Origin of the sequence: Ruegeria sp. YS9 (assembly GCF_024628725.1) — a bacterium.
Lineage (GTDB): Bacteria > Pseudomonadota > Alphaproteobacteria > Rhodobacterales > Rhodobacteraceae > Ruegeria > Ruegeria atlantica_C.
Genome location: NZ_CP102409.1, coordinates 3,199,503 through 3,220,459, shown reverse-complemented (window position 1 = coordinate 3,220,459; position 20,957 = coordinate 3,199,503). Strand labels below are relative to the sequence as shown.

The following is a 20,957-nucleotide window of genomic DNA, read 5'->3' as shown; positions in this document are numbered from 1 at the left end:
ACGATAACTCAGGAATGCCCACATGTTTGATGCCACTCGCCCCGCTCATGCCCCTGCCGACCATCCGAAGGTCAAGATGGGCCGCGTTGGCATTTTGCTGGCCAATCTGGGCACGCCGGACGATTACACCTATTGGCCGATGCGCCGCTATCTGAACGAGTTCCTGTCGGATCAGCGGGTCATCGACTATCCGAAATGGAAATGGCAACCGATTCTTCAGGGGATCATCCTCAGCAAGCGGCCATTCAGTTCGGGTGAAGCCTACAAATCGATCTGGAATCACGAGAAGGGCGAAAGCCCGCTTATGACGATCACCAAGGACCAGACTGCCAAACTGCGCGACGCGATGCAGGATCGGTACGGGGATCAGGTGATGGTCGATTTCTGTATGCGCTACGGCAACCCGTCAACCAAATCCAAAGTGCGCGAGATGGTTGCCGCGGGCTGTGACCGTATTCTGTTCTTCCCGCTTTACCCACAATACGCGGGCGCAACCACGGCCACCGCCAATGACCAGTTCTTCCGCGCACTCATGGACGAAACCTGGCAGCCCGCCTCGCGAACCGTACCGGCCTATTTCGACCAACCCGCCTATATCGACGCCCTGGCGCAATCGGTTGAACGTGCTTATGCAGCGGCAGAGACAAAACCCGATATTCTGGTCTGCTCGTATCACGGGATGCCGGAACGGTATCTGCAACAGGGTGACCCCTATCATTGCCAGTGCGCCAAGACGACACGGCTGCTGAAGGAACGGCTGGGATGGTCAGACGATCAACTGGTTTCGACGTTCCAGTCGCGATTCGGCCCCGAGGAATGGCTGAAACCTTATACAGTGGATCATGTTGCGGATTTGGCCAAGCAGGGCAAAAAGAACATAGCGGTCATCGCGCCGGCATTCTCGGCCGACTGCATCGAAACGCTGGAAGAGATCAACGAAGAGATCAAGGAAAGCTTCGAAGACGCGGGCGGCGAAACCTTCACCTATATTCCATGCCTCAATGACGATGCGGCGCACATTGCTGCATTGGGCACGGTGATCGAAGAAAACTTGCGCGGCTGGCTGGACTGACCGGCACAGCCTTGGGAAAACAAAAAAGGCGGTGGATTGCTCCACCGCCTTTTTCATGAATTCCGTGTCGAATTAGCTTGCAGCAACAGCAGCAGCAACAACGACCAACAGGATCAGCGGCAGCAGGATGCCCTGCGACGAACCCTGAGTTTCTTCTACAACAACAGGTGCTTCAACAACCGGCTCTTCCAGGTTACCAGCATAAGCGGTCGAAGCAGCAGCAGTCAGAGCAGCAGCGAGAACGAGTTTCTTCATATTAACCTCCAGAATTTGCGCAGTTCCAATGCCCGGAACCGCACATCTAAGACTTACCTCGTGGTTTTTTCTAATCAGCATTGACGCTGGAATGCAATTGCAACTTGACCGCTAAGCGGGTTCCCACACGAAAATGTCGTCAAATTAGCAACACTTGCGTGCCGACCTTCGCCATCGAGAACAGCTCGGCAATGTCTTCGTTGAACAGACCGATACAGCCATTCGACGACCGGCGACCGATTTTGCGCGTATCGTGCGTTCCGTGAATGCGATAGTATTTCCAGCTCAGGTATAAAGCATGTGTTCCCAGCGGGTTATCCGGCCCCGGAGGGATATAGTCAGGCCATTCCGGGTTTCGCTTTTTCATGGACGGAGTCGGAGACCAGCTGGGCCCTTCCACCTTTCTGATCACGCTGGTACGCCCCCGGCGGGTCAGTTCCTCGGTCAGTGGAACCGATGAAGGGTAGAGTTTGTATATGGTTTGATCATCCGACCAATAGTGCAGCGCGCGCGATACGGTATCGACCAGAATGGCGCCGTTTCTGGTGTTCGAAAAATACGGCTGCCAATCCAGTGCCCGAAAACCCGATACGTTCCGGCGCACCGATGGCTCGGGTTCGGGTGCGGGACGCAGCGGATCACCGGGGGTGTACTGTGCCAGTGCGGGGGTTGCCAGCGTCGCGGTGGCCCCAGCCAGAAAACCCCTGCGTGTAGACGTTTGAATGCGCTTTTTGACCATGACAACGGGTCCTGTGTTCAAGTGAGGTCTGAAATCCGTGACATTCTATTGCCAGAATGCTTCAGTCGCAAATCAAACCGGCAGAATCACGCAAGTTAGGGCCATTGCGCGTTTGCTCAGAGCTGTCAGGCGCGCTATGCCCTGTAAAGACACAATAACCAGGTCGATCATGACGCGTATCGTTTCTTTACTTTTGATTTGCTTTGTCGCGCTGGCGGCATGTACAGACACCGGCACCACGACCATTGGTGCGGACGGCCGCCCGCTGCCCACGGTCTACAAAATTCGCGGCAACCCGGAAAAACTACAGTTCCGCATGGTTGATTCGGTCAACGCCCTGCGTCAGGCCCAGGGATTGCAGCCTGTCCAGCTGAACGCGCAGTTGAACGCGGCGGCGGCGACCCATTCCAAGGACATGGCAAGGCAGAACCGGCCCTGGCACTTTGGGTCCGACGGTTCTTCTCCGATCGATCGGGCTGCACGGGTCGGATATTTCGGCACATTCCTTGGTGAAGCCATTTCCGAGACCTACGAAACCGAAACCGAAACCCTTGCTGCTTGGATGCAGGAACCCGGACCGCGCGCCGTCATCATGGACCCCAAGGCCACGCAGATGGGGTTCGCCTGGCATCAGGAAAAAGGCGGGAAAATCTGGTGGACGCTGGAAATGGGAACCGGCGGCTGACCCCGATCACCGTACAAAGAAAAAAGCCCCCGAAATCCGGGAGTTTTTTTTCTGATTACGCTGCTTGCATGGACTGCGCTTCGGTCAGGATCGCATAGAGTTTGACCGGATCAGGGTTCGCCCGAAGCTTGGTGCACACCGAAGTATCCCGCAGCGTGCGCGACACAAGCGCCAGCGCCTTGAGATGATCCACGCCGGCCTCTTCCGGTGCAAACAGTGCAAAGGCGATGTCGACGGGTTGACGATCAACCGACCCAAAGTCGATGGGCTTTTCCAGCATGACGAATACGCCCGAAACCGAATCCAGCTCGGGCAAACGCGCGTGCGGAAGCGCAACGCCATGCCCCACACCGGTCGGGCCCAGGCTTTCCCGTTCAAGCAGACAGTCAACGACCGCCTGAGAGTCGAGCCCCAGATTGGCGGCTGCTACATCGCCGATTTCCTGAAACAACCGCTTCTTGCTGGAAGCGGCGGATAGTACACGCACTGCTTCGGGCTTCAGTATGCTCGAAAGCTCCATGATCACGCTCCATGGGAACGGCACCCGCCTCGGCGGGTGCGGCCCCGTATCCTTGCCTGTTAAGGATCAATCCAGCCGATGTTACCGTCTTCGCGACGATACACGACGTTCAATCCATCCTTGTTCTCATTTCTGAACACCAGCACCGGGGCACCGGCAAGTTCCATTTGCATCACGGCTTCACCAACGCTCAAAGACGGGATTTTTGTTTCCATCTCAGCCACAATCATGGGCTGTAGCGATTCGGGTTCATCGGCCGTGTCCGATTCGTCAGAGGCGAGGATATAAGAGGACGCCCCAAAGAGTTCAACCGGCTCGGATCGATCCTTGTGGTGGTCCTTCAAACGACGTTTGTAGCGCCGCAGTTGTGTTTCCATTTTGTCGCAGCATGCCTCGAACGCTGCATAGATTTCGGTTGCATGCGCCTTGGCCTGAGCGGTCAGCCCGGTGGACAGGTGCACTGTTGTTTCGCATACATATTCATGCGCTGAACGGGAAAAGACGACGTTGGCATCGGTAGGCCGCTGAGCATATTTACTCACAACCTCGCCCAATTCGGTCTGCACGTGAGTCTGAAGCGCCGCACCGATGTCGATCTGTTTTCCGCTGATTTGGTAACGCATGTGATCTCCTTCACAATTCACACCCATTCTGACGTCACGTTGCGTGACGAACTTGTTTTTATCGGGTGGGGGGTCGAGGCACTTTCCGCGGTTGTCTTAACTCCAGCCCTTCAACGAAGGGACAACGATCTCCAGACTGAAACCGGGTAAATGCCATGGGACAATTGAGGCAAGAGACGACGGAAGAGTCAATCAAAACAGATGTGTATATACGCGATTTCCGCCATGCACCCGACGCAGACCAGAGCAAGCCTATGAAATACGGAAGTTTTCACCAAGATAGACACGGCGGACATTCTCGTTCTCGACGACCTCGTCAGGAGTGCCGGACATGAGAACCTGCCCGTCATGCAGGATATAGGCGCGGTCGACAATTTCCAGCGTTTCCCGCACGTTATGGTCGGTGATCAGAACACCGATCCCCCGTTTTTTCAGGTCGGCCACCAGATGCCGGATATCGCCGACGCTGATCGGATCAACACCCGCAAATGGTTCGTCCAGCAAAAGATATTTCGGGTCTGCGGCCAAACATCGCGCTATCTCAACGCGGCGGCGCTCACCGCCGGAAAGGGCAAGAGCCGGCGCGCGGCGCAGATGTTCGATCGAGAAGTCCGACAACAGCTCTTCCAGCCGTTCTTTCCGCCTGTGAGCATGAGGAACCGTGATATCCAGTACCGCAGCGATATTGTCCTCGACGCTCATGCCGCGAAAGATCGACATCTCCTGCGGCAGATAACCGATTCCCATTCGCGCACGCCGGTACATCGGCAAAGTCGTAACATTCTGGCCATCTATCGTGACTTTGCCGGCCTCCGGGAAAACAAGCCCTGCCACGGAATAAAAAGTCGTGGTCTTACCCGACCCGTTGGGTCCCAACAGGGCAACGACTTCGGACCGGTCCAGCGTCATCGAGACATCGCGGATCACCGTTTTCTTACGGTAGGATTTCCGCAGCTTCTCGATGCGCAGCCCGGAATTGCCTTCGGCCACTGACAGGTCGGGTCGCGCCATCAGTTGTTTCCCTGTTGAAGGATCGTTTTGACGCGCCCGGTCATGTTCGCTGTGCCGGTTGTCAGATTGGCGTTCATCTGATCGCCGCTGATGATGCTGGGGCCTTGCGTCAGCAGGACATTGCCTTTCATGACGATCACACCGGAATCGATCGTGTATTCTGCCCAATCGCCCTCTGCCGCATCCGGCGGGCTGACCAGAACTACATTCTCGGTGGCTTCCATCCGTTCAATCGCCGATCGTTCCTCGTTGTAGATCACAAGAACCCGTTCAGCGGTCAGCCGCATTTCGCCCTGGATGACGACGACATTTCCGAGGAATTCGGCAGAACCGTCCTCCTGGTTGACGTTCAACGTTTCGGACGTGACCTCGACCGGAAGGCTTGGGTCGGCATTTGCAGAACCAAAAGCCACCTGCGCCTCCTGCGCAGTCGCGGTTACGGCACCTGCAAACAGAGCAAGGCACAAAGGAACAAAACGAAAATCGAACACAGGTTATCTTTCTGCTTTTTCAGGCTCGTATACCAGCTTCACGCCGTCTGTAAAAACAATATGGACCGGTCCGTCCTTTTTTTCAGCCCCGAAGGTCATGCGTCCGGCGGAAAAGTTGCCGATCGGCCCGGTTCCATTTACCTGCCCCGGCGTGTCGCCCCGGATTTCGTCCAGCGACGTGTTGAGCAGATCCGTTGTGACCTTTAGACCGTCGGCGGTTGTAATCACCACGTCGCCGACAAAAGTTGCCGTGCCCTCATCAGGGCGGATCAAACCTGAATTGGAATCCAGAAATATCGCTCCACCGCTGAGAAGCCCCAGACGGCCCCGAAATTCGGATGCGGTCGGAGTTTCGTCTTCGCCGCCCTGCTTGGCTTGGATGGCTTCGATCTGGACATCTTCGCCTTTGCGGGTTGTCCCGCGATACTTCGGCTGTGTGACCACCTGCTGCGCCAGCCGCTCGTCAATGTCTTTCTCTGCAAATGGCACCGACACGTTGGTTTCGATGCTGCGGGACAGCAGGAACACGGTGGACAGCATTAGAATGGCCGCAAGCGGCAACAGAACCTTCAGGAACTGTACCATGCGGGAATACCTGTCCACTTCAGCCTCCCTCAGCCCAGGCCGACGCGCAGGCAGTCGTGGATATGCAGAAGGCCCAGGGGCTGACCTGATGAAGCCTCGTCAACCACGAACAGCGAAGTGATCTTGCGATCATTCATGATCGCCACCGCCTCTTCCGCCAAGGCGCCCGGTGTTATGGTGGTCGGATTGGCGGTCATGACCTGCTCGGTCGTTTTATCCAGCAGGCCATCCATGTGCCGCCGCAAGTCACCGTCCGTAATGATGCCCGACAACTGCCCCTGCGCATCCGTTACACCGGCCACGCCGAAACCCTTTTGGCTGATTTCGATCAACGCGTCGCTCATCGGGGTGTTCGCGGCGACCAGAGGCAGGGCGTCGCCGGTATGCATCAGGTCACCCACCGTACTCAGCCGCGCTCCCAACTTGCCGCCGGGGTGGAAGGCACGGAAATCCTCGGGGCGAAAATCGCGATACTTCATCAGCGCAATGGCCAGCGCATCGCCCATGGCAAGGGTCAGCGTCGTCGAGATCGAAGGCACCATGCCATAACCGCAGGCCTCGCCCATCGACGGGATCAGCAGATGCACATCGGCCTGTTTCATCAACGTGCTTTCTGGCTTGCTGGATAGCCCGATCAGCGGAATGCCAAAGCGGCGCGTAAAGGCCAGCAGGTTGGCCAGCTCGGGCGCTTCGCCGGAATTCGAAATCGCCAGCACCACATCGCCTTTGGAAACCATGCCCAGATCGCCATGGCTGGCCTCGGCCGGGTGCACGAAATAGGCAGGCGTTCCGGTACTTGCCAGAGTGGCGGCAATCTTGTGGCCGATATGGCCCGATTTGCCGATGCCACTGATGATGATACGCCCGGTGGCTTTCAGGATCAGATGCACGGCCTCGGCAAAATGCTCGTCAAGGCTGTCGGCCAGAACGTCCAGCGCACGGGCTTCATCGGTGACGACCTGGCGGGCGGTTCTCAGGAATGCTTCGGTATCGGTCATGAGTGCGCAAAAATATCCGTTTCGGGCCAACCGGCGAGGTCCAGCTTCGCACGCATCGGCAGGAAGTCAAAACAGGCCTGCGCCATCTCGGCCCTACCCTCGCGCGCCAGCCGCTTGTTCAACTCGTCCCGCAGGCGGTGCAGATAAAGAACGTCCGAGGCCGCATAGTCCAGCTGCGCATCCGTAAGGGTTTCAGCACCCCAATCGCTCATCTGCTGTTGTTTCGAGATATCCACGCCAATCAGTTCCTGACACAGGTTCTTCAACCCGTGACGGTCGGTGTATGTGCGCACCAGCCGGCTGGCGATCTTGGTGCAGTAAACCGGTGCGGCCAGGGCGCCAAAGGTGTGATACATCGCGGCAATGTCGAAACGCCCGAAATGAAACAGCTTCAGCACGTCAGGGTTTTCCAGCATGGCACTCAGGTTCGGCGCCTCGGTCTGGCCTTTTTCCACCTGAACGATATGGCTGTTTCCGTCACCACCTGACATCTGAATCACGCACAGGCGATCGCGATGCGGGTTCAGCCCCATGGTTTCACAGTCAATGGCCACAACCGGGCCCAGATCCAGCCCATCCGGCAGATCGTTTTTGTACAAATGGTTCGCCACGCGACTATTCCTTTGTGCGATATCGCCCCCGAGATAGGCGGTTTGGCCCCCAAACTCAACGCCGTCCAAAAGTCGCGGGCCATTCGATGCCAAATCCTTGACCATATCCCCATCGGGGGGATATGGATAAGCCATGTCAAATCACGCCCACGAGTCACATCCACAGATCATGGCCCGGCTGAAGCGGGCCCATGGGCATCTGGCCAAGGTCATTGCCATGCTCGAGGGGCAAGCCCCCTGTTCGGACGTCGCACAACAGTTGTTTGCTGTTGAAAAGGCTGTCACCAATGCCAAACGCGCTTTGATTCATGATCATATCGAACACTGCCTGTCCTCTGACGACGATGGCAGCGGGATCGAAGAGTTCAAAGCGATCACAAAGTACCTCTGAGCCATGCTGAGCATTCTGAGAAACCGCACCTACCGCCACCTGTTCGCGGCCCAGATCGTCGCCCTGACCGGAACCGGGCTGGCCACGGTTGCACTGGGGCTGCTCGCCTTTGATCTGGCCGGGAATGCCGCGGGCCTTGTCCTTGGCACCGCGCTGACGATCAAGATGGTGGCTTACGTCACCGTTGCCCCACTCGCCGCTGCATTTGCCGAGCGTCTGGATCGCCGCAAGATGCTGGTCGTGCTGGACCTGATCCGCGCTGCGGTGGCAGTGTGCCTGCCGTTCGTGACCGAAGTCTGGCAGATCTATGTGCTGATCTTCGTGCTGCAATCTGCGTCGGCGGGCTTTACGCCCGCCTTTCAGGCCACGATTCCGGACGTGCTGCCGGACGAAGCTGAATACACGCGTGCCTTGTCGCTGTCGCGCCTGGCCTACGATATGGAAAGCCTGCTGAGCCCGATGTTCGCCGCCGCATTGCTGCTGCTGGTCAGCTTCAACAGCCTGTTCTGGGGTACTGCGCTGGGTTTTGTCGCATCGGCAATGCTGGTTGTCTCGGTCGTGCTTCCGTCACCCAAGCCAAGCCGGCCCCGCGGCATCTATGACCGCACCACACGCGGCATACGTATCTATCTGAAAACACCCCGGTTGCGCGGGCTGCTTGCACTCAGCTGGAGCGCGGCGGCACTGAGCTCGATGGTGATCGTGAACACCGTGGTCATCGTGCGTGCCAATCTGGGCCTGTCGGAAAGCGCCGTGGCCATTGCCCTGGCCGGCTTCGGGGGCGGATCGATGCTGGCGGCCTTTACCTTGCCCCGCCTTCTGGATCGGACCGAGGACCGTCGGGTCATGGTCGCGGGCGCCGTTTTTGCCACTGGTTCCATGGCCGTCGCCGCGATGCTGGCCGCAATTGCTCCTCTGTCGCTCGGGTTGCTGACCGCGTTGTGGGCATTCACCGGCTTCGGATATTCCACCACCCTGACACCCTCGGGCCGCCTTTTGACCCGGTCGGCCCACCCCGAGGATCGCCCTGCCGTCTTCGCCGCACAGTTTACCCTTTCGCATGGCTGCTGGCTGGTTCTTTACCCGCTGGCAGGGTGGCTGATGACCGTGTTTGGTCCGACCGTCACACTCAGCAGCATGGCAACGCTGTCCGTGGCCGGCGTCGTCGGTGCAATCGGCCTTTGGCCGCGCCTCGACCAGGAACCGATCACCCATGATCACCCCGACCTGCCGCCCGATCACCCACATCTGGCCGGGCCAGGCCCGCACGCGCATCCGATCATCATCGACGATCTGCACCCGCGCATCCCGCGCGAACCCTGAGCGGACGCTTCGATCTGATCTCAACCCGGAATGACCACGAACCAGAGCCCCAATGGACCAGCTTGACCGCCGCATCATCACCGCCCTGCAAGCCAACGCACGCGCCTCGACCACGCAGATTGCGACCACGCTGGGTGTTGCCCGGACAACCGTGCACGAGCGAATAAACCGGATGGAACAGCGTGGCCTGATCGAAGGATATTCCGTGCGCCTCGGGTCCACCGAAGACACGCCGAAAGTGCAGGTCATCGTCATGCTTGAAGTGCAGCAAAAGGAAACCAGCCGGATCATCAGGCGGCTCGAAGCCTACCCCGAGGTCAAGCTATGCCTGTCGATCAACGGAGAGTTCGATCTTATGCTGTCGGCGGAGGCGCCAAGGCTGGAGGATCTGGACATTCTGGTCGACGACCTGGCGAAGATCCCCGGTGTCCTGCGCACCAATACCAGCGTCGTGTTCGGGCGCAGGATAGATCGAAACTGAAGCGGCGATAACTCTCTGTAAACCGATCGTTGGCTAGCTTGGCCGGGACAGATCAGAATCCCGGACCGGCAGAATGCCAAATCAGAAGTTCCCGCTGTTACTCATGTTGGTGCATGTGCTTTTGGCGCAGGCAGGGTTTGCCATGCCAGATGCCAAAACCGGTGACATGTGCGATCAGGCCGCGCGCCGCGCCGCTTTGTCCGAAGGCGTGCCCCTGGACGTGCTGCGCGCCATCTCGCGCGTTGAAACCGGGCGCAGGCTGGACGGCCGGTTGCAGCCCTGGCCCTGGACGATCAATGTCGGCGGTCAGGGGTACTGGTTCAAGTCCGAGGTCGAAGCCAAGGCCTATGCGTTCAAAATCTTCAAAACCGGCGCACGCAGCTTTGATGTGGGCTGTTTTCAGATCAATTATCGCTGGCACGGCAAAGCCTTCCGTTCGATAGACGCGATGTTCGATCCAGATGAGAATGCAACCTACGCCGCCCGGTTCCTGAACGAACTCCATGCCGAGCTTGGATCGTGGCCCGCGGCAGCGGGGGCTTACCATTCCCGCACATCACCCCTTGCCGAAGCTTACAAAGAGCGGTTTCAAACGGTGCTGGCACAGCTCGAGGGTGGCCCCCGAACCCGGGTTGCGGCCACAACTCGGGATCCGTTCACCGGGGCCGGACTCCCCTTGATCCCCATTCCGGCGGCATCGCCCCGTACCGGCGCGCTTGGGTCTCTGGTGCCAGCCGCAGGCGCCGCAACAGCGTTTATCGCCTTCAATTAGGAGTTTCGCGTGCCCAAGATCGACATCCAGTCCCTGTTTTCGCCTACTGTCCTGCTGGCGATTGCACTGATGACGGTCATCGTCATGATGATCCTGCCCATGCCAGCCTGGGTTCTGGACGTGGGTTTGGCGGCCTCTTTTGCGCTGGCGATCCTGATCTTCACCCTGACCCTGTTCATTGAACGCCCGCTGGACTTTTCGTCCTTCCCGACGATTCTGCTGGCGTCTCTGATGTTGCGCCTGTCGCTGAATGTTTCGTCGACGAAACTGATCATCGGGCAGGGGCACACCGGCCCGAATGCGGCAGGAGACGTGATCGAAGGTTTTGCCAGTTTCGTCATGGGCGGCAGCATTTTTCTTGGGCTGGTGGTGTTCGGCGTTCTGCTGATCGTGAATTTCATGGTCATCACCAAGGGCGCCGCCCGCATGGCCGAAGTAGGCGCACGCTTTGCGTTGGACGGGATGCCCGGCAAACAACTTGCGATCGACAGCGACATGTCCGCCGGGGCAATCGATCATCAGCAAGCCAAGGAACGGCGAGAGCTGGAACAGCAGGAGACGACATTCTTTGGCTCTCTCGATGGTGCGTCGAAATTCGTGAAGGGAGACGCCGTCGCCGGGCTTCTGATCACGTTGCTGAACCTCGTCATGGGCCTGGTCATGGGCGTCGTCGTGCATGGAATGCCCGTGGCCTCGGCGTTCGAAACCTATGCGATTCTGACCGTCGGCGACGGGTTGGTGTCGCAAATTCCCGCCGTCATCATTTCCATAGCGTCTGCCCTGCTGCTGGCACGGGGCGGCACGCAGGGGGCAACAGACACCGCCATCTTTTCTCAACTCGGCCGCCACCCGGCAGCATTGTCCACTGTCGCGGTGCTCATGGTCCTGTTCGCGCTGGTGCCCGGTCTCCCTTTTCTGCCATTCATCCTTGGCGCGGCCATTCTGGGATACGCGGCTTACAATGTTCACCGAAAACAGAAAGACGCAACCGCATCGGCAAACCTGCCCTCGACCGAAACCGAAGCGCCGACATCCCAAGCTATCGGCGACATCCTGGACCTGGATGATGTCCATCTGGAGTTCGCGCCGGATCTGGTCAGCATGGTTCTGAATCCGGGCACCGGGCTGGACGCCCGAATTGCCAATATGCGGACCTATGTGGCGTCGACCTTTGGCCTGATCCTGCCCGAAATCCGCTTGACCGACCGCGCCGACCTGCCGACCGGAACGTATGTGATCAAGGTTCAGGGCGTCGAACAGGCACGCGGTGTCTTGCACCCCGATCTGATCCTGGCGCTCGTGCAGGACGGTTTTGACCTTTTGCCGGAGGGCAATGACGTGACCGAGCCGGTCTATGGTGCTCCGGCACGCTGGATCCTGCCCAAGGATCAGGAGGACGCCGCGCTGAATGGAGCCACTATAGTCTCACCGCCCGAAATTCTTGCCACCCATCTGCTGGAGATCATCAAACAGAACTTCTCGCGCCTGCTGACCCTGAAATCCCTCCGTCGCCTGCTGTCGGAAATGACCCGTCTGAGCGACCCGGTACGCGCCGAAGCCAACCGCAAACTGCTGGATGAACTGATCCCCGACAAAGTGCCGATCGACACTTTGCACGCGGTTCTGCGCCTGCTGCTTGACGAACGTGTGTCGATCCGGAACATGGCGCTGATCCTTGAAAGTGTCGCCGAGGCGCGGCTGACCACAACCCAGCCCGAAGGCATCTGTGAACTGGTGCGTCAGCGTCTTGGCTTTCAGCTGGTCGCGGACATGAAGCGCGAGGATGGTTCGATCCCTCTGATCCAGTTGGCCCCGGAATGGGAGGACACATTTGCCTCTTACCAGATCGACGCCCCAAATACCGGTATGGACGTCGCGCTGCCCCCGAACGTGTTCAACAAACTGGCCGACGGAGTTGTGAGCAGCATCGCCAAATCCGCTGACAACGGCCTGTTTCCGGCTGTCGTGACCTCGACCCGGCGCCGTCGGTTGCTGCGCACCGTCATGCAGGCACGCGGCGTGTCCAACCCGGTTTTGTCCTTCGAAGAAATCGGGCTGGAAGCCAATCCTGCCTTGGTCGGAACTGTTGCAGCGTGATTGCCCTGCCGCCAGAAATGCTGTCGCAGCTGGCCGAAGCAATGTGGCAGGCCTTTGTCGTGTTTCTGCGCGTCTCCGCTCTTGTCTCGCTGCTTCCAGCTTTCGGTGAACGTAGTATTCCGACACGGGTAAAGCTTGGTGCTTCCGTTGCTTTCACGCTGATCATACTGCCCGCTGCGCCTCCCGTCAGAATTGACCCCAGCCTTTGGGCGACCGTGCGGCTGGTCGGCACCGAAGTTCTGATCGGGCTTGTCCTTGGGATAGGCTTGCGCCTTTTCGTTCTCGCACTGCAAACCGCAGGGTCTATTGCGGCTCAGTCCACGTCATTGTCGCAACTGCTGGGTGGCGCGGCGGCCGATCCGGTCCCCGCCATGGGATACCTGCTAACCCTGGCAGGGCTGACACTCGCGGTAATCATGGACCTGCACGTCCGGGCCGCACAGTTCCTGATCCAGAGTTATGCCCTGTTTCCAATAGGTTTGGCACCCGAAGCCTCGGATGTGTCGCGCTGGGGATTGCATCAGGTCGCCAACAGCTTCGGGCTGGCTTTTGCACTGGCAACGCCGTTCGTCATCGCCTCATTGATCTACAATCTGGCACTTGGGGTCATCAACCGGGCAATGCCACAGTTGATGGTGGCCTTCGTCGGTGCTCCGGCGATTACCTTTGCTGGGCTGTTTCTGCTGTTCGCAGGCACACCGCTGATCCTTTCCGTGTGGGCTGACGCGCTGGCCGCTTTCTTCACCAACCCGATAGGAGCGCAAAGATGAGCGCAGGTGATGACGAAAGCGACAAGTCATACGAACCGACACCGCAAAAACTGCTGAAAGCGCGCGAGAAAGGTGAGGTTCCAAAATCCAACGACTTGTCGGTTGTGGCGGCATATACCGGGCTTCTGATCGCCCTGCTTACAGTCGGTCAATACACCGTCGAGCATATGGGCACCGTGTTCATGGTCCTGATCGATCAGTCCGACGCATTTGCACGGCTTCTGACGGATGGGCCATCGCATGCTCCGGTTGCGGGGGTTTTGAAAAGTGCCCTGCTGCCTGTTGCTTTGCTGTTCTGCCTTCCTGCCGCGGCTGTTCTGCTGAACTTGATCGCCCAGCGCGCGCTGATCTTTGCCCCAAGCAAACTGAAACCAAAACTTTCGCGTATCTCGCCGATTTCGAACGCAAAGAACAAGTTCGGGCGGGGCGGGTTGTTCGAGTTTGCCAAAAGCACCACCAAACTGTTGATCTACGGCACCTGCCTTGCGCTGTTTCTGAAGGCCAATCTAACCGAGATTCTGTCTGCCAGCGCGGCGCCGGCAAAATCATCCATTCTGCTGATGATGAACCTGCTGTTTCGCTTTCTGTTCATCGTGATCGCAATCGCACTGGCCATCGGGGTTGTCGATTTCCTTTGGCAATATGCCGAGCACATGCGCAAGAACCGTATGTCGCGCAAGGAGATCATGGATGAAACCAAGGATGCCGAGGGCGACCCCCATGTCAAACAACACCGGCGCCAGCGTGCACAGGAAATCGCAACCAACCAAATGTTGGCAGATGTTCCCGGCGCGGATGTCGTGATCGTAAACCCCACCCATTATGCCGTGGCGCTGAAATGGACACGGGTTGCGGGCAGCGCCCCGGTTTGTGTTGCCAAGGGGGTGGACGAAATCGCCGCCACCATCCGATCCGCCGCAGGAGAAGCAGGCGTTCCGATCCATTCGGACCCTCCCACAGCGCGCGCACTTCACGCGACCGTGGACATAGGTCAGGAGATCGCCGAAGAGCACTATCGTCCTGTTGCCGCCGCGATCCGGTTTGCCGAAGCGATGCGAAAACGCGCGAAGGAGCAAGTACTATGACTCGCACGCAATTACCCGATCTGGAAAAAGTGACCGACGCAGCGTTTCAGAAGCAATTTCAAGCGCTGCGACCGATCCTGGAGGCCGAGGCACGGATCAGGCAGCAACTTGCCAGATTGGACAGTCAACTCCATCAGGCGCGCCAAGACAGCACCAAGGTCGAAGGCTATCAGGTTTCAGGAACCGACGTTCTCTGGAATAGTTGGGAGTCCGCGACGCGGAGACAATTGAACCTGCAACTGGCACGAACCCTCGCGCAGAAACTGGCCGGAATGGAAGCTTTACGTGCTGCTTTTGGGCGAAAACAAGCCGTGGAAACACTGCGGAAGAACGTTCAGCAGGCAAACCGAAAAGCAAAAACCAAAAAGCACTTCGGGCCATAGCTTGACCGGTCCGAAGTTTCGGGCTGACCAGTGTCAGCTGTCTTGTCGGTTTACACTCAGGATCAGCACTTTGGACACGTCGTCGCCAAATTCTTTGCGCGCCACTTCCAGCAAGGATTTCCGCAATACATCCAGGTTCCCGGATTCTGTAAAAGCCCCGTCAAAACCACCCGTGTTTGCTTGGTCAAAAAGAACCTGAAGAAAGCCATCCCTGAGTTTAGGCTCGATTGCATAATAGGTTTCTGTAATTGCCGGGTTCGCCTCAAGGCTCAGCGACAGCGTTACCATGGCTTCGATCTGGTCGTCTTTCACAACGGGGACGACGAATTGCTTGGTCATTTTCAGATATTCAAAGCTTTTCGCCTCGCCCTTTTCCTTTGATTTTCCTGTTTTCTTGCCGGTCGCCTTGTCCTCTTTGACTGCTTTTTCTTCGGCAACCGCGGTTTCAGGTTTTTTCGCAGGTGCAAAAGCCAGCCCCGCGCCAATACCCGCGCCGAGTCCAACAATCAGAAAAATCACGGGGATCAATTTCGCAACCACGGTCTCACCTCAGAACGGCAAAAGGGAATCAAGAACTTGCTGACCATAGCGGGGTTGCTGGACATCCGTTATCTGCCCTCTGCCGCCATATGACACGCGCGCTGACGCGATTTTGTCATAGGTTATTTCGTTTTGCCGCGAGATGTCCTGCGGGCGGACATATCCCGTGACAAGAAGTTCTCGCAGCTCGAAGTTGACCCGCAACTCCTGGGATCCCGATATTGAAAGAATTCCGTTCGGCAACACATCCAGCACCGTTGCGGCAACACGCAGAGTCAGTTTTTCGTTTCTCCTGACGGATCCGCGGCCAGAGCTTGAGGAATCCGCCTCAATCGAAACGGCTTCATCCAAGGACGCGCCCTGGGGCAGGTTCTTTTGCACACGCTGAGGCAGGCCAAAGAGGCTGGGGACTTCAAGGTTCTCGGACCCAGATCTGGATCGTCTGGTGTTGTTCGAAATTTCGGCCTTCTCGTCCAACTCGATGACAACGGTCAGGATGTCGCCTTTCTTGATCGCGCGCTGGTCGCCCAAAAGCGAATGCTGCCCGCCGCTCCACAAAGAGGACCGGTCGACGTTTCGCTGGGGTTGGGTGTGCAATGGCAAACCCGGCCACAACATTGCAACCTGTTCCGGGGAATCCTCGTTGGGTGTGAAACTTGGCGGTTTGCCCAAATGATCCATTCGACCACATGCGGACAAGACAAAAGCCGTCAGGACAAGGGTTTTTGGCAATCCGTGCATCACTGTACCTCGATTTGACCGTCCGGACGGATTCGGCCTGTTACGGTTGTTCGGGATGAAAGGTTCATGACCCGAATGCGATCCCCCGCCGCACCGCGCCCCAAGGCCCGGCCCTCTGTGGTGATCGACAAGGGTTGGCTGCTGAACACCAGCACGACCAGATCGTTTCGATCCACGATGGCAGGTGGCCCGACATCAGAGCCGCGAATTGGCCGACCGGGGTAGAGCGCCACCCGGGCCTCTTGTCCGATCAGAAGGTCAGGGTCGGAAATTGCATCCGCAACATCTGTTGGCTTCAACTCGAGATCGGCCGCAGAAATGACTTCCTTGGCCCGGATCGTGCGTGTCGGCACCACGATGTCAGCCTGGGCGGCAATTGGCGCCAGCAGCACCAGAGAAAGAACCAGATATCGCATCACCGTACCTGCGTTGTCGCGCTCATCATCTGGTCCACCGCGGTGATGACTTTGGCATTCATCTCATAGCCGCGTTGCGCTTCGATCAGCTCGGTAACTTCGCGAACGGCGTCAACCGAGCTGTCTTCCAGATATCCCTGCCGCAAAGTTCCCAGACCGTCTTCGCCCGGCGCACCCAGAACCGGAGCACCGGACGCTTCGGTTTCCTTGAACAGATTGCTTCCGACGGCTTCCAGCCCTTTGGCGTTCGAAAAACTGGCCAGCGTAAACTCGCCAAGCAACTGACCTTCGGGGGAATCGTCAAAATATGCATAGACCTCGCCCGACGCGTTGATCGAAACAGAACGCGCATCGTCGGGGATGGTGATTTCAGGCGAAACCGCAAACCCGTCAGAGGTAACGATCAGTCCTTCCGCCGACCGCTTCAAGCTGCCGTCGCGCGTATAAGCGGCCTGACCGCTGGGCAAGGTCACCTCCAGATATCCGCGACCTTCGATTGCAACATCCAGATCGCTCCCGGTGGCCGACAAGGCGCCTTGTTCCAATTGCACTGTCACCGCTGCCGGTCGCACACCCAGACCCAGTTGAATACCCGTGGGCAGAACCGTTCCGTCCGACGCATTCACGGTGCCGGCCCGCGCCATCTGTTGATAATGCAGGTCGGCGAACTCGGCCCGTCGCGCGTTGTAGCCGGTGGTATTCATATTCGCGAGGTTGTTCGAGATCGTCTCGACCCGCATCTGTTGTGCTGTCATCCCGGTGGCGGCAATTTTAAGGGCCCGCATGTCCAACTCTCCTCATCCAAATCAGCGCATCAGCGCCTTGAGTGCTCCACGCACGCGCTCATCTTCACTCTCAAGAAAGCTTTGCCCCAGCTCATAGGCGCGCTGGATTTCCACCAAACGGGTCACTTGCTGAATCGCATTCACGTTTGACCCTTCGAGAAAGCGATGCAAAACCACCGGCTCGTCGACCGGCTCAATTGCACCGTCGGTGCGGAAACGAGTGTTTCCTTCGCGTACAAGTTCATTCGTATCGGCGACGTTGAAAACGCCCAGCTGACCCAGAAGCTGACCATCGACACTCAGCGTTCCGTCGCTGCCGACATCGATTGACGCCGCGTCAGGCGGGATGAACACAGGCGCGCCATTGGCATCGAGCACGCGCGCGCCATCCATTGAAACCAGATCGCCATCGGCATTGGGAGAAAAGCTGCCAGCCCGCGTCAGCCGGTTGCCATCCTGGGTTTCGACCATGAAGAAACCGTCGCCTTCGATGGCAAAATCAAATTGCCCGCCGGTTTGCGTCAGCACGCCTTGTTGCATTAACGTATTTCGCGCCTCGGCCCGGCTCATGGAGAGGGAGGGGCTGTTCGGCATATCTCGAATGTATTCCGAGAACACCAGCCCCTGCTGGCGATAGCCGGTCGTGTTGGCATTTGCGATGTTATTCGCCACCAGGCGCATTTCATTCATCAGCCCGGACTGGCGGGACAGGGTGACATAGGCGGTGTCCATCAGCGACCTCCTGCGATCAATGGAACAAGCGTACCGGTGAAAAACGTAACAAGGGTCTGAGTCATGAACCCCATCGAGATCCAGAACACGACGACGATGGCGATCAGTTTGGGAACAAAGGTCAGCGTCATTTCCTGTATCGACGTCAGAGCCTGAAACAGACCAACGACCAGGCCTGACACCAGAGCAACTGCCAGAATCGGGACCGATGTGATGACGGCGATCCAAAGAGCCTGACGCACGATGTCATAGAAAAGACCTTCGCTCAGCATCGTATCAGACCGGCATCCGAAGGATTTCCTGATAGGCCTCGACCACCTTGTTGCGAACGATCACAGCTGTCTCAACGGCCAGTTCGGTCTGTGCCAGCGCCTGCACCAGCGCGTGCGGGTCGGCTTGCCCGACCATCGCGGTCTGCGACATCTGCTCGCTGTGTTTCAACGTGGATGCAAAGTCCTGAAAACTTGCCTTCAGCCCCTGCACCATGCCCGGGTGATCGGGGTCGGCCTGGGTTGCAGGACGGGCGCCGGCATAATTCTGCGCGGCGTTCAATGATCGGATGTCCATTCTGGCTGTCCTTTATTTTCTGAGCAGTTCCATCAATGACGACGACATTTGCCGTGTTTGATCGAACATCTTGAGGTTGGCTTCGTAGCTCCGTTGCGCCTCGCGCGCGTCGGCTATTTCGATCATCAGATCGACATTCGATCCCAGATAGTGACCACTGGCATCTGCCATCGGGTGGCCGGGGTCGAAAATTCGTGTCAGGTCGCGTCGATCAAGCTTTACGCGGCCGGCTTGCACCACGTTCTGACCATCTTTTTCTATGGTCTCAAACGGCACCGTCTTGCGCTGATACCCGGGCGTATCCGCATTCGATATGTTTTCGGACACGTGGCGCAGACGGGCTGCCTGCGCACGCAGGGCGCTGGCGGATGCCGCAAGTGAGTGGGAAAAATCGCTCATCCTCGGCCCCCTTATCCACGTCCCAGACTGGTGCGAAGGATGTTGATCGAGGATTTGTAGATCGCCAACGCGCGGTCGTGCTGTCGTTTGACCTCGACCGATTTCAGCATCTCTTCTTCAAGCGATACACCGTTGCCATTTGGATCACCCGACGGAACGGCCTGATGCTCTGCCCATGGCTGCGCACCTGTACCGCCGTGCAGATGACCCCGCCGCGTAGCCACCATGGTCACTTCGCGTCCCGAGGTTTCAAGTGCTGTATGGAAGGGTTCGATATCGCGCGGCTGGTAGCCTGGCGTATCCGAATTGGCCATGTTGCGCGCAATCACCGCCTGCCGTTGCCCGGCATGGGTTGCCATTGCGTACGCAGTCTTAAGGACGTTCAAGTCATAGAACATCGGGGCTTCTCCCTCGATCAATTTCAATCAAGGCTTAACCCCGATTCCTTTAAAAACCGTTTTCAGAACCCAATTGGAGAACCCAAGATGTCTGATCTCGACCCGATGCTTCTGAAACATGAATTTGATCGGATGACTTCGATCCGCCACGTGGGCCTGGTCAGCGGCGTCGCACAAGGGTTGATCGAGATCAGTGGCCTCAACGAACATGCCCGAATCGGAGACTTGCTTACATTGCGGCGGCGCGCGGGGCCCGATCTGGCCGGTGAAGTGCTGCATGTCGGTGCAGACCATGTTCACATGATTCCGGGTTCCGCCCCGGACGGTGTCAGCCTGGGGGACCGTGTGTACCTTGATCCCTCGCCGGGGTTCGCGCCTGCATTGCACTGGCTTGGGCGCGTCATAGATCCGTTTGGCAAACCGCTGGACGGAAAACCCCTGCTGAACGGGCCACAGGATCGCGACATCATGCAAGCCCCCCCGCCTGCGGTGGCGCGCAAGCCATTGGGAAAGCGGATGGCCACCGGACTATCGGTTCTCAACACCATGCTGCCGATTGTACGCGGTCAACGCGTTGGGTTGTTTGCGGGATCGGGTGTGGGGAAATCGACGCTGCTGTCGACGCTGGCGCGCTTCATGCAGGCTGACGTGGTTGTGGTGGCTCTTGTCGGCGAACGCGGGCGTGAAGTGAACGAGTTTGTTGCCCGCGCCATAGGCCCGGAAGCCATGAAGCGCACTATCGTGGTCGCCGCGACGTCCGACCAGTCTGCATTGGCGCGCAGGCGGTGCGCGTGGTCGGCCATGTCGGCGGCCGAGTTCCTGCGGGATCTGGGGCTGAACGTTCTGTTTCTGGCCGATTCGGTAACCCGTTTCGCGGAAGCGCACCGTGAAATCGCCGTTGCCATGGGCGAAGCCCCGTCACTCCGAGGGTATCCGCCCTCTGTCACCCCCCTGATTGCCAACCTGTGTGAACGCGCAGGCCCCGGCACGCAGGAGCAGGGTGATATCACTGCCGTGTTCAGCGTCCTGGTTGCGGGGTCCGACATGGATGAACCCATCGCCGACATTCTGCGCGGTGTGTTGGACGGGCATATCGTGCTCAGCCGCGAGATTGCCGAACGCGGGCGCTTCCCGGCCATCGATCTAAGCAAATCCGTATCCCGCAGCCTTCCAGAGGCCGCGTCCGAGGCCGAGAACCAGATGATCAACGAAACCCGCAAACTTGTCGGCAGCTACGAACAATCCGAAGTCATGATAAAGGCCGGGCTGTATTCAGAAGGATCAGACCCGCTCTTGGATCAGGCCGTGCGCGTTCATGAGGAGTTGGACGCATTTTTCGGCAAACCCGATTCCGAAGGGATTGAAAACAGCTTTAACCGGCTGTCCCTGATTCTGCGCCGTGCTTCGGCCGGCCTGCCGCGTTAGCGAACTCTGAACAGTTTTAAGTGTTAAGGCCACCTTAAGACCTGCGCTGCTATCCCGATAGT

At 58.2% G+C, this 20,957-nt stretch carries 29 protein-coding genes; 11 read left to right on the top strand and 18 right to left on the bottom strand.

Features of this window, described 5'->3' with window-relative positions; genetic code table 11:
• Positions 1 to 22 precede the first annotated feature (22 nt).
• On the top strand, positions 23 to 1,072 hold the full coding sequence (gene hemH / locus NOR97_RS16270; RefSeq protein WP_257599823.1) for a ferrochelatase: 1,050 nt from the start codon (positions 23 to 25) through the stop codon (positions 1,070 to 1,072).
• A 72-nt stretch (positions 1,073 to 1,144) separates the two neighbouring features.
• Here the strand turns inward: hemH and NOR97_RS16265 are convergent, their stop codons facing one another.
• Together NOR97_RS16265 and NOR97_RS16260 are read right to left on the bottom strand one after the other, a co-directional pair.
• Positions 1,145 to 1,327 carry a hypothetical protein gene (locus NOR97_RS16265; protein WP_117870963.1) on the bottom strand — a complete coding sequence of 61 codons (183 nt, stop codon included), beginning with the start codon at positions 1,325 to 1,327 and terminating at the stop codon, positions 1,145 to 1,147.
• A gap of 139 nt (positions 1,328 to 1,466) precedes the next feature.
• The gene (locus NOR97_RS16260; protein ID WP_170345678.1) at positions 1,467 to 2,066 is read right to left on the bottom strand and encodes a L,D-transpeptidase; all 600 of its coding nucleotides are present in this window, start codon (positions 2,064 to 2,066) and stop codon (positions 1,467 to 1,469) included.
• Positions 2,067 to 2,235: 169 nt separating this feature from the next.
• Here NOR97_RS16260 and NOR97_RS16255 point away from each other — a divergent pair, with 169 nt between their 5' ends.
• Complete coding sequence (locus NOR97_RS16255; RefSeq protein WP_171120163.1) at positions 2,236 to 2,751, top strand: CAP domain-containing protein; 516 nt, start codon at positions 2,236 to 2,238, stop codon at positions 2,749 to 2,751.
• A gap of 55 nt (positions 2,752 to 2,806) precedes the next feature.
• Here NOR97_RS16255 and ptsN read toward each other — a convergent pair whose 3' ends face one another.
• The 7 genes from ptsN to NOR97_RS16220 all read right to left on the bottom strand — a co-directional run bounded on the left by ptsN (position 2,807) and on the right by NOR97_RS16220 (position 7,590).
• On the bottom strand, positions 2,807 to 3,271 hold the full coding sequence (gene ptsN / locus NOR97_RS16250; RefSeq protein ID WP_117872900.1) for a PTS IIA-like nitrogen regulatory protein PtsN: 465 nt from the start codon (positions 3,269 to 3,271) through the stop codon (positions 2,807 to 2,809).
• 59 nt (positions 3,272 to 3,330) lie between these two features.
• Positions 3,331 to 3,894, bottom strand: coding sequence for a ribosome hibernation-promoting factor, HPF/YfiA family (gene hpf / locus NOR97_RS16245; RefSeq protein WP_170345680.1), 564 nt, complete (start codon positions 3,892 to 3,894; stop codon positions 3,331 to 3,333).
• A 252-nt stretch (positions 3,895 to 4,146) separates the two neighbouring features.
• A complete protein-coding gene (gene lptB, locus NOR97_RS16240) occupies positions 4,147 to 4,905 on the bottom strand; it encodes an LPS export ABC transporter ATP-binding protein (RefSeq protein ID WP_152459766.1) in 759 nt (252 codons plus the stop codon).
• Positions 4,905 to 5,396: an LptA/OstA family protein gene (locus NOR97_RS16235; protein ID WP_374041592.1), complete on the bottom strand. Its 492-nt coding sequence runs from the start codon at positions 5,394 to 5,396 to the stop codon at positions 4,905 to 4,907. The genes lptB and NOR97_RS16235 overlap by 1 nt, the downstream gene beginning before the upstream one ends.
• 3 nt (positions 5,397 to 5,399) lie before the next feature.
• Positions 5,400 to 5,999: an LPS export ABC transporter periplasmic protein LptC gene (lptC, locus tag NOR97_RS16230; protein ID WP_257599821.1), complete on the bottom strand. Its 600-nt coding sequence runs from the start codon at positions 5,997 to 5,999 to the stop codon at positions 5,400 to 5,402.
• An 11-nt stretch (positions 6,000 to 6,010) separates the two neighbouring features.
• Positions 6,011 to 6,979, bottom strand: a complete 969-nt coding sequence (locus NOR97_RS16225; protein WP_257599820.1) for an SIS domain-containing protein — start codon at positions 6,977 to 6,979, stop codon at positions 6,011 to 6,013.
• Complete coding sequence (locus NOR97_RS16220) at positions 6,976 to 7,590, bottom strand: ribonuclease D (protein WP_170345683.1); 615 nt, start codon at positions 7,588 to 7,590, stop codon at positions 6,976 to 6,978. Before NOR97_RS16220 ends, NOR97_RS16225 begins: the two co-directional genes overlap by 4 nt.
• Before the next feature lie 133 nt (positions 7,591 to 7,723).
• On the opposite strand from NOR97_RS16220, the gene NOR97_RS16215 reads away from it, so the two are divergent.
• The 8 genes from NOR97_RS16215 to NOR97_RS16180 all read left to right on the top strand — a co-directional run bounded on the left by NOR97_RS16215 (position 7,724) and on the right by NOR97_RS16180 (position 14,892).
• Complete coding sequence (locus NOR97_RS16215) at positions 7,724 to 7,981, top strand: metal-sensing transcriptional repressor (RefSeq protein WP_257599819.1); 258 nt, start codon at positions 7,724 to 7,726, stop codon at positions 7,979 to 7,981.
• Between the two features lie 3 nt (positions 7,982 to 7,984).
• A complete protein-coding gene (locus tag NOR97_RS16210) occupies positions 7,985 to 9,304 on the top strand; it encodes an MFS transporter (protein WP_257599818.1) in 1,320 nt (439 codons plus the stop codon).
• A 52-nt stretch (positions 9,305 to 9,356) separates the two neighbouring features.
• Positions 9,357 to 9,785 carry an Lrp/AsnC family transcriptional regulator gene (locus NOR97_RS16205; RefSeq protein ID WP_170345686.1) on the top strand — a complete coding sequence of 143 codons (429 nt, stop codon included), beginning with the start codon at positions 9,357 to 9,359 and terminating at the stop codon, positions 9,783 to 9,785.
• Between the two features lie 73 nt (positions 9,786 to 9,858).
• On the top strand, positions 9,859 to 10,557 hold the full coding sequence (locus NOR97_RS16200; protein ID WP_374041591.1) for a transglycosylase SLT domain-containing protein: 699 nt from the start codon (positions 9,859 to 9,861) through the stop codon (positions 10,555 to 10,557).
• A gap of 9 nt (positions 10,558 to 10,566) precedes the next feature.
• On the top strand, positions 10,567 to 12,654 hold the full coding sequence (gene flhA / locus NOR97_RS16195) for a flagellar biosynthesis protein FlhA (RefSeq protein ID WP_257599817.1): 2,088 nt from the start codon (positions 10,567 to 10,569) through the stop codon (positions 12,652 to 12,654).
• A complete protein-coding gene (locus NOR97_RS16190) occupies positions 12,651 to 13,424 on the top strand; it encodes a flagellar biosynthetic protein FliR (protein WP_257599816.1) in 774 nt (257 codons plus the stop codon). Before flhA ends, NOR97_RS16190 begins: the two co-directional genes overlap by 4 nt.
• Positions 13,421 to 14,509 (top strand): flagellar type III secretion system protein FlhB, encoded by a 1,089-nt coding sequence (flhB, locus tag NOR97_RS16185; protein WP_170345689.1) that lies wholly within the window; start codon positions 13,421 to 13,423, stop codon positions 14,507 to 14,509. The genes NOR97_RS16190 and flhB overlap by 4 nt, the downstream gene beginning before the upstream one ends.
• Positions 14,506 to 14,892 carry a hypothetical protein gene (locus NOR97_RS16180; RefSeq protein WP_257599815.1) on the top strand — a complete coding sequence of 129 codons (387 nt, stop codon included), beginning with the start codon at positions 14,506 to 14,508 and terminating at the stop codon, positions 14,890 to 14,892. The genes flhB and NOR97_RS16180 overlap by 4 nt, the downstream gene beginning before the upstream one ends.
• A gap of 33 nt (positions 14,893 to 14,925) precedes the next feature.
• Here NOR97_RS16180 and NOR97_RS16175 read toward each other — a convergent pair whose 3' ends face one another.
• The 9 genes from NOR97_RS16175 to NOR97_RS16135 are packed head-to-tail and all read right to left on the bottom strand — an operon-like array spanning position 14,926 to position 19,470.
• Positions 14,926 to 15,432 carry a flagellar basal body-associated protein FliL gene (locus NOR97_RS16175; RefSeq protein ID WP_257599814.1) on the bottom strand — a complete coding sequence of 169 codons (507 nt, stop codon included), beginning with the start codon at positions 15,430 to 15,432 and terminating at the stop codon, positions 14,926 to 14,928.
• Between the two features lie 9 nt (positions 15,433 to 15,441).
• Entirely contained in the window at positions 15,442 to 16,173 is a 732-nt protein-coding gene (gene flgH / locus NOR97_RS16170) for a flagellar basal body L-ring protein FlgH (protein WP_170345692.1), read from the bottom strand.
• Positions 16,173 to 16,589 carry a flagellar basal body P-ring formation chaperone FlgA gene (flgA, locus tag NOR97_RS16165; RefSeq protein WP_170345693.1) on the bottom strand — a complete coding sequence of 139 codons (417 nt, stop codon included), beginning with the start codon at positions 16,587 to 16,589 and terminating at the stop codon, positions 16,173 to 16,175. The genes flgH and flgA overlap by 1 nt, the downstream gene beginning before the upstream one ends.
• On the bottom strand, positions 16,589 to 17,374 hold the full coding sequence (gene flgG / locus NOR97_RS16160) for a flagellar basal-body rod protein FlgG (protein WP_257599813.1): 786 nt from the start codon (positions 17,372 to 17,374) through the stop codon (positions 16,589 to 16,591). Before flgG ends, flgA begins: the two co-directional genes overlap by 1 nt.
• A 21-nt stretch (positions 17,375 to 17,395) precedes the next feature.
• Positions 17,396 to 18,106, bottom strand: a complete 711-nt coding sequence (locus tag NOR97_RS16155) for a flagellar hook-basal body complex protein (protein ID WP_257599812.1) — start codon at positions 18,104 to 18,106, stop codon at positions 17,396 to 17,398.
• A complete protein-coding gene (locus NOR97_RS16150) occupies positions 18,106 to 18,378 on the bottom strand; it encodes a flagellar biosynthetic protein FliQ (protein WP_170345696.1) in 273 nt (90 codons plus the stop codon). The genes NOR97_RS16155 and NOR97_RS16150 overlap by 1 nt, the downstream gene beginning before the upstream one ends.
• 4 nt (positions 18,379 to 18,382) lie before the next feature.
• A complete protein-coding gene (gene fliE / locus NOR97_RS16145; RefSeq protein ID WP_170345697.1) occupies positions 18,383 to 18,673 on the bottom strand; it encodes a flagellar hook-basal body complex protein FliE in 291 nt (96 codons plus the stop codon).
• A 12-nt stretch (positions 18,674 to 18,685) separates the two neighbouring features.
• Positions 18,686 to 19,072, bottom strand: coding sequence for a flagellar basal body rod protein FlgC (gene flgC / locus NOR97_RS16140; protein ID WP_257599811.1), 387 nt, complete (start codon positions 19,070 to 19,072; stop codon positions 18,686 to 18,688).
• Positions 19,073 to 19,083: 11 nt separating this feature from the next.
• Positions 19,084 to 19,470, bottom strand: a complete 387-nt coding sequence (locus tag NOR97_RS16135) for a FlgB family protein (RefSeq protein ID WP_257599810.1) — start codon at positions 19,468 to 19,470, stop codon at positions 19,084 to 19,086.
• A 105-nt stretch (positions 19,471 to 19,575) separates the two neighbouring features.
• Between NOR97_RS16135 and NOR97_RS16130 the strand changes: the two genes are divergently transcribed.
• Complete coding sequence (locus tag NOR97_RS16130; protein ID WP_257600890.1) at positions 19,576 to 20,895, top strand: FliI/YscN family ATPase; 1,320 nt, start codon at positions 19,576 to 19,578, stop codon at positions 20,893 to 20,895.
• Positions 20,896 to 20,957 lie beyond the last annotated feature (62 nt).

Excerpts from the sequence above, each read along its gene's own strand:
- hemH (WP_257599823.1), top strand. The coding sequence starts at position 23 with ATGTTTGATGCCACTCGCCCCGCTCATGCCCCTGCCGACCATCCGAAG.
- NOR97_RS16265 (WP_117870963.1), bottom strand. The coding sequence starts at position 1,327 with ATGAAGAAACTCGTTCTCGCTGCTGCTCTGACTGCTGCTGCTTCGACC.
- NOR97_RS16260 (WP_170345678.1), bottom strand. The coding sequence starts at position 2,066 with ATGGTCAAAAAGCGCATTCAAACGTCTACACGCAGGGGTTTTCTGGCT.
- NOR97_RS16255 (WP_171120163.1), top strand. The coding sequence starts at position 2,236 with ATGACGCGTATCGTTTCTTTACTTTTGATTTGCTTTGTCGCGCTGGCG.
- ptsN (WP_117872900.1), bottom strand. The coding sequence starts at position 3,271 with ATGGAGCTTTCGAGCATACTGAAGCCCGAAGCAGTGCGTGTACTATCC.
- hpf (WP_170345680.1), bottom strand. The coding sequence starts at position 3,894 with ATGCGTTACCAAATCAGCGGAAAACAGATCGACATCGGTGCGGCGCTT.
- lptB (WP_152459766.1), bottom strand. The coding sequence starts at position 4,905 with ATGGCGCGACCCGACCTGTCAGTGGCCGAAGGCAATTCCGGGCTGCGC.
- NOR97_RS16225 (WP_257599820.1), bottom strand. The coding sequence starts at position 6,979 with ATGACCGATACCGAAGCATTCCTGAGAACCGCCCGCCAGGTCGTCACC.
- NOR97_RS16215 (WP_257599819.1), top strand. The coding sequence starts at position 7,724 with ATGTCAAATCACGCCCACGAGTCACATCCACAGATCATGGCCCGGCTG.
- NOR97_RS16210 (WP_257599818.1), top strand. The coding sequence starts at position 7,985 with ATGCTGAGCATTCTGAGAAACCGCACCTACCGCCACCTGTTCGCGGCC.
- NOR97_RS16205 (WP_170345686.1), top strand. The coding sequence starts at position 9,357 with ATGGACCAGCTTGACCGCCGCATCATCACCGCCCTGCAAGCCAACGCA.
- NOR97_RS16200 (WP_374041591.1), top strand. The coding sequence starts at position 9,859 with ATGCCAAATCAGAAGTTCCCGCTGTTACTCATGTTGGTGCATGTGCTT.
- flhB (WP_170345689.1), top strand. The coding sequence starts at position 13,421 with ATGAGCGCAGGTGATGACGAAAGCGACAAGTCATACGAACCGACACCG.
- NOR97_RS16180 (WP_257599815.1), top strand. The coding sequence starts at position 14,506 with ATGACTCGCACGCAATTACCCGATCTGGAAAAAGTGACCGACGCAGCG.
- flgH (WP_170345692.1), bottom strand. The coding sequence starts at position 16,173 with ATGCACGGATTGCCAAAAACCCTTGTCCTGACGGCTTTTGTCTTGTCC.
- flgA (WP_170345693.1), bottom strand. The coding sequence starts at position 16,589 with ATGCGATATCTGGTTCTTTCTCTGGTGCTGCTGGCGCCAATTGCCGCC.
- flgG (WP_257599813.1), bottom strand. The coding sequence starts at position 17,374 with ATGCGGGCCCTTAAAATTGCCGCCACCGGGATGACAGCACAACAGATG.
- NOR97_RS16155 (WP_257599812.1), bottom strand. The coding sequence starts at position 18,106 with ATGGACACCGCCTATGTCACCCTGTCCCGCCAGTCCGGGCTGATGAAT.
- NOR97_RS16150 (WP_170345696.1), bottom strand. The coding sequence starts at position 18,378 with ATGCTGAGCGAAGGTCTTTTCTATGACATCGTGCGTCAGGCTCTTTGG.
- fliE (WP_170345697.1), bottom strand. The coding sequence starts at position 18,673 with ATGGACATCCGATCATTGAACGCCGCGCAGAATTATGCCGGCGCCCGT.
- flgC (WP_257599811.1), bottom strand. The coding sequence starts at position 19,072 with ATGAGCGATTTTTCCCACTCACTTGCGGCATCCGCCAGCGCCCTGCGT.
- NOR97_RS16135 (WP_257599810.1), bottom strand. The coding sequence starts at position 19,470 with ATGTTCTATGACTTGAACGTCCTTAAGACTGCGTACGCAATGGCAACC.
- NOR97_RS16130 (WP_257600890.1), top strand. The coding sequence starts at position 19,576 with ATGCTTCTGAAACATGAATTTGATCGGATGACTTCGATCCGCCACGTG.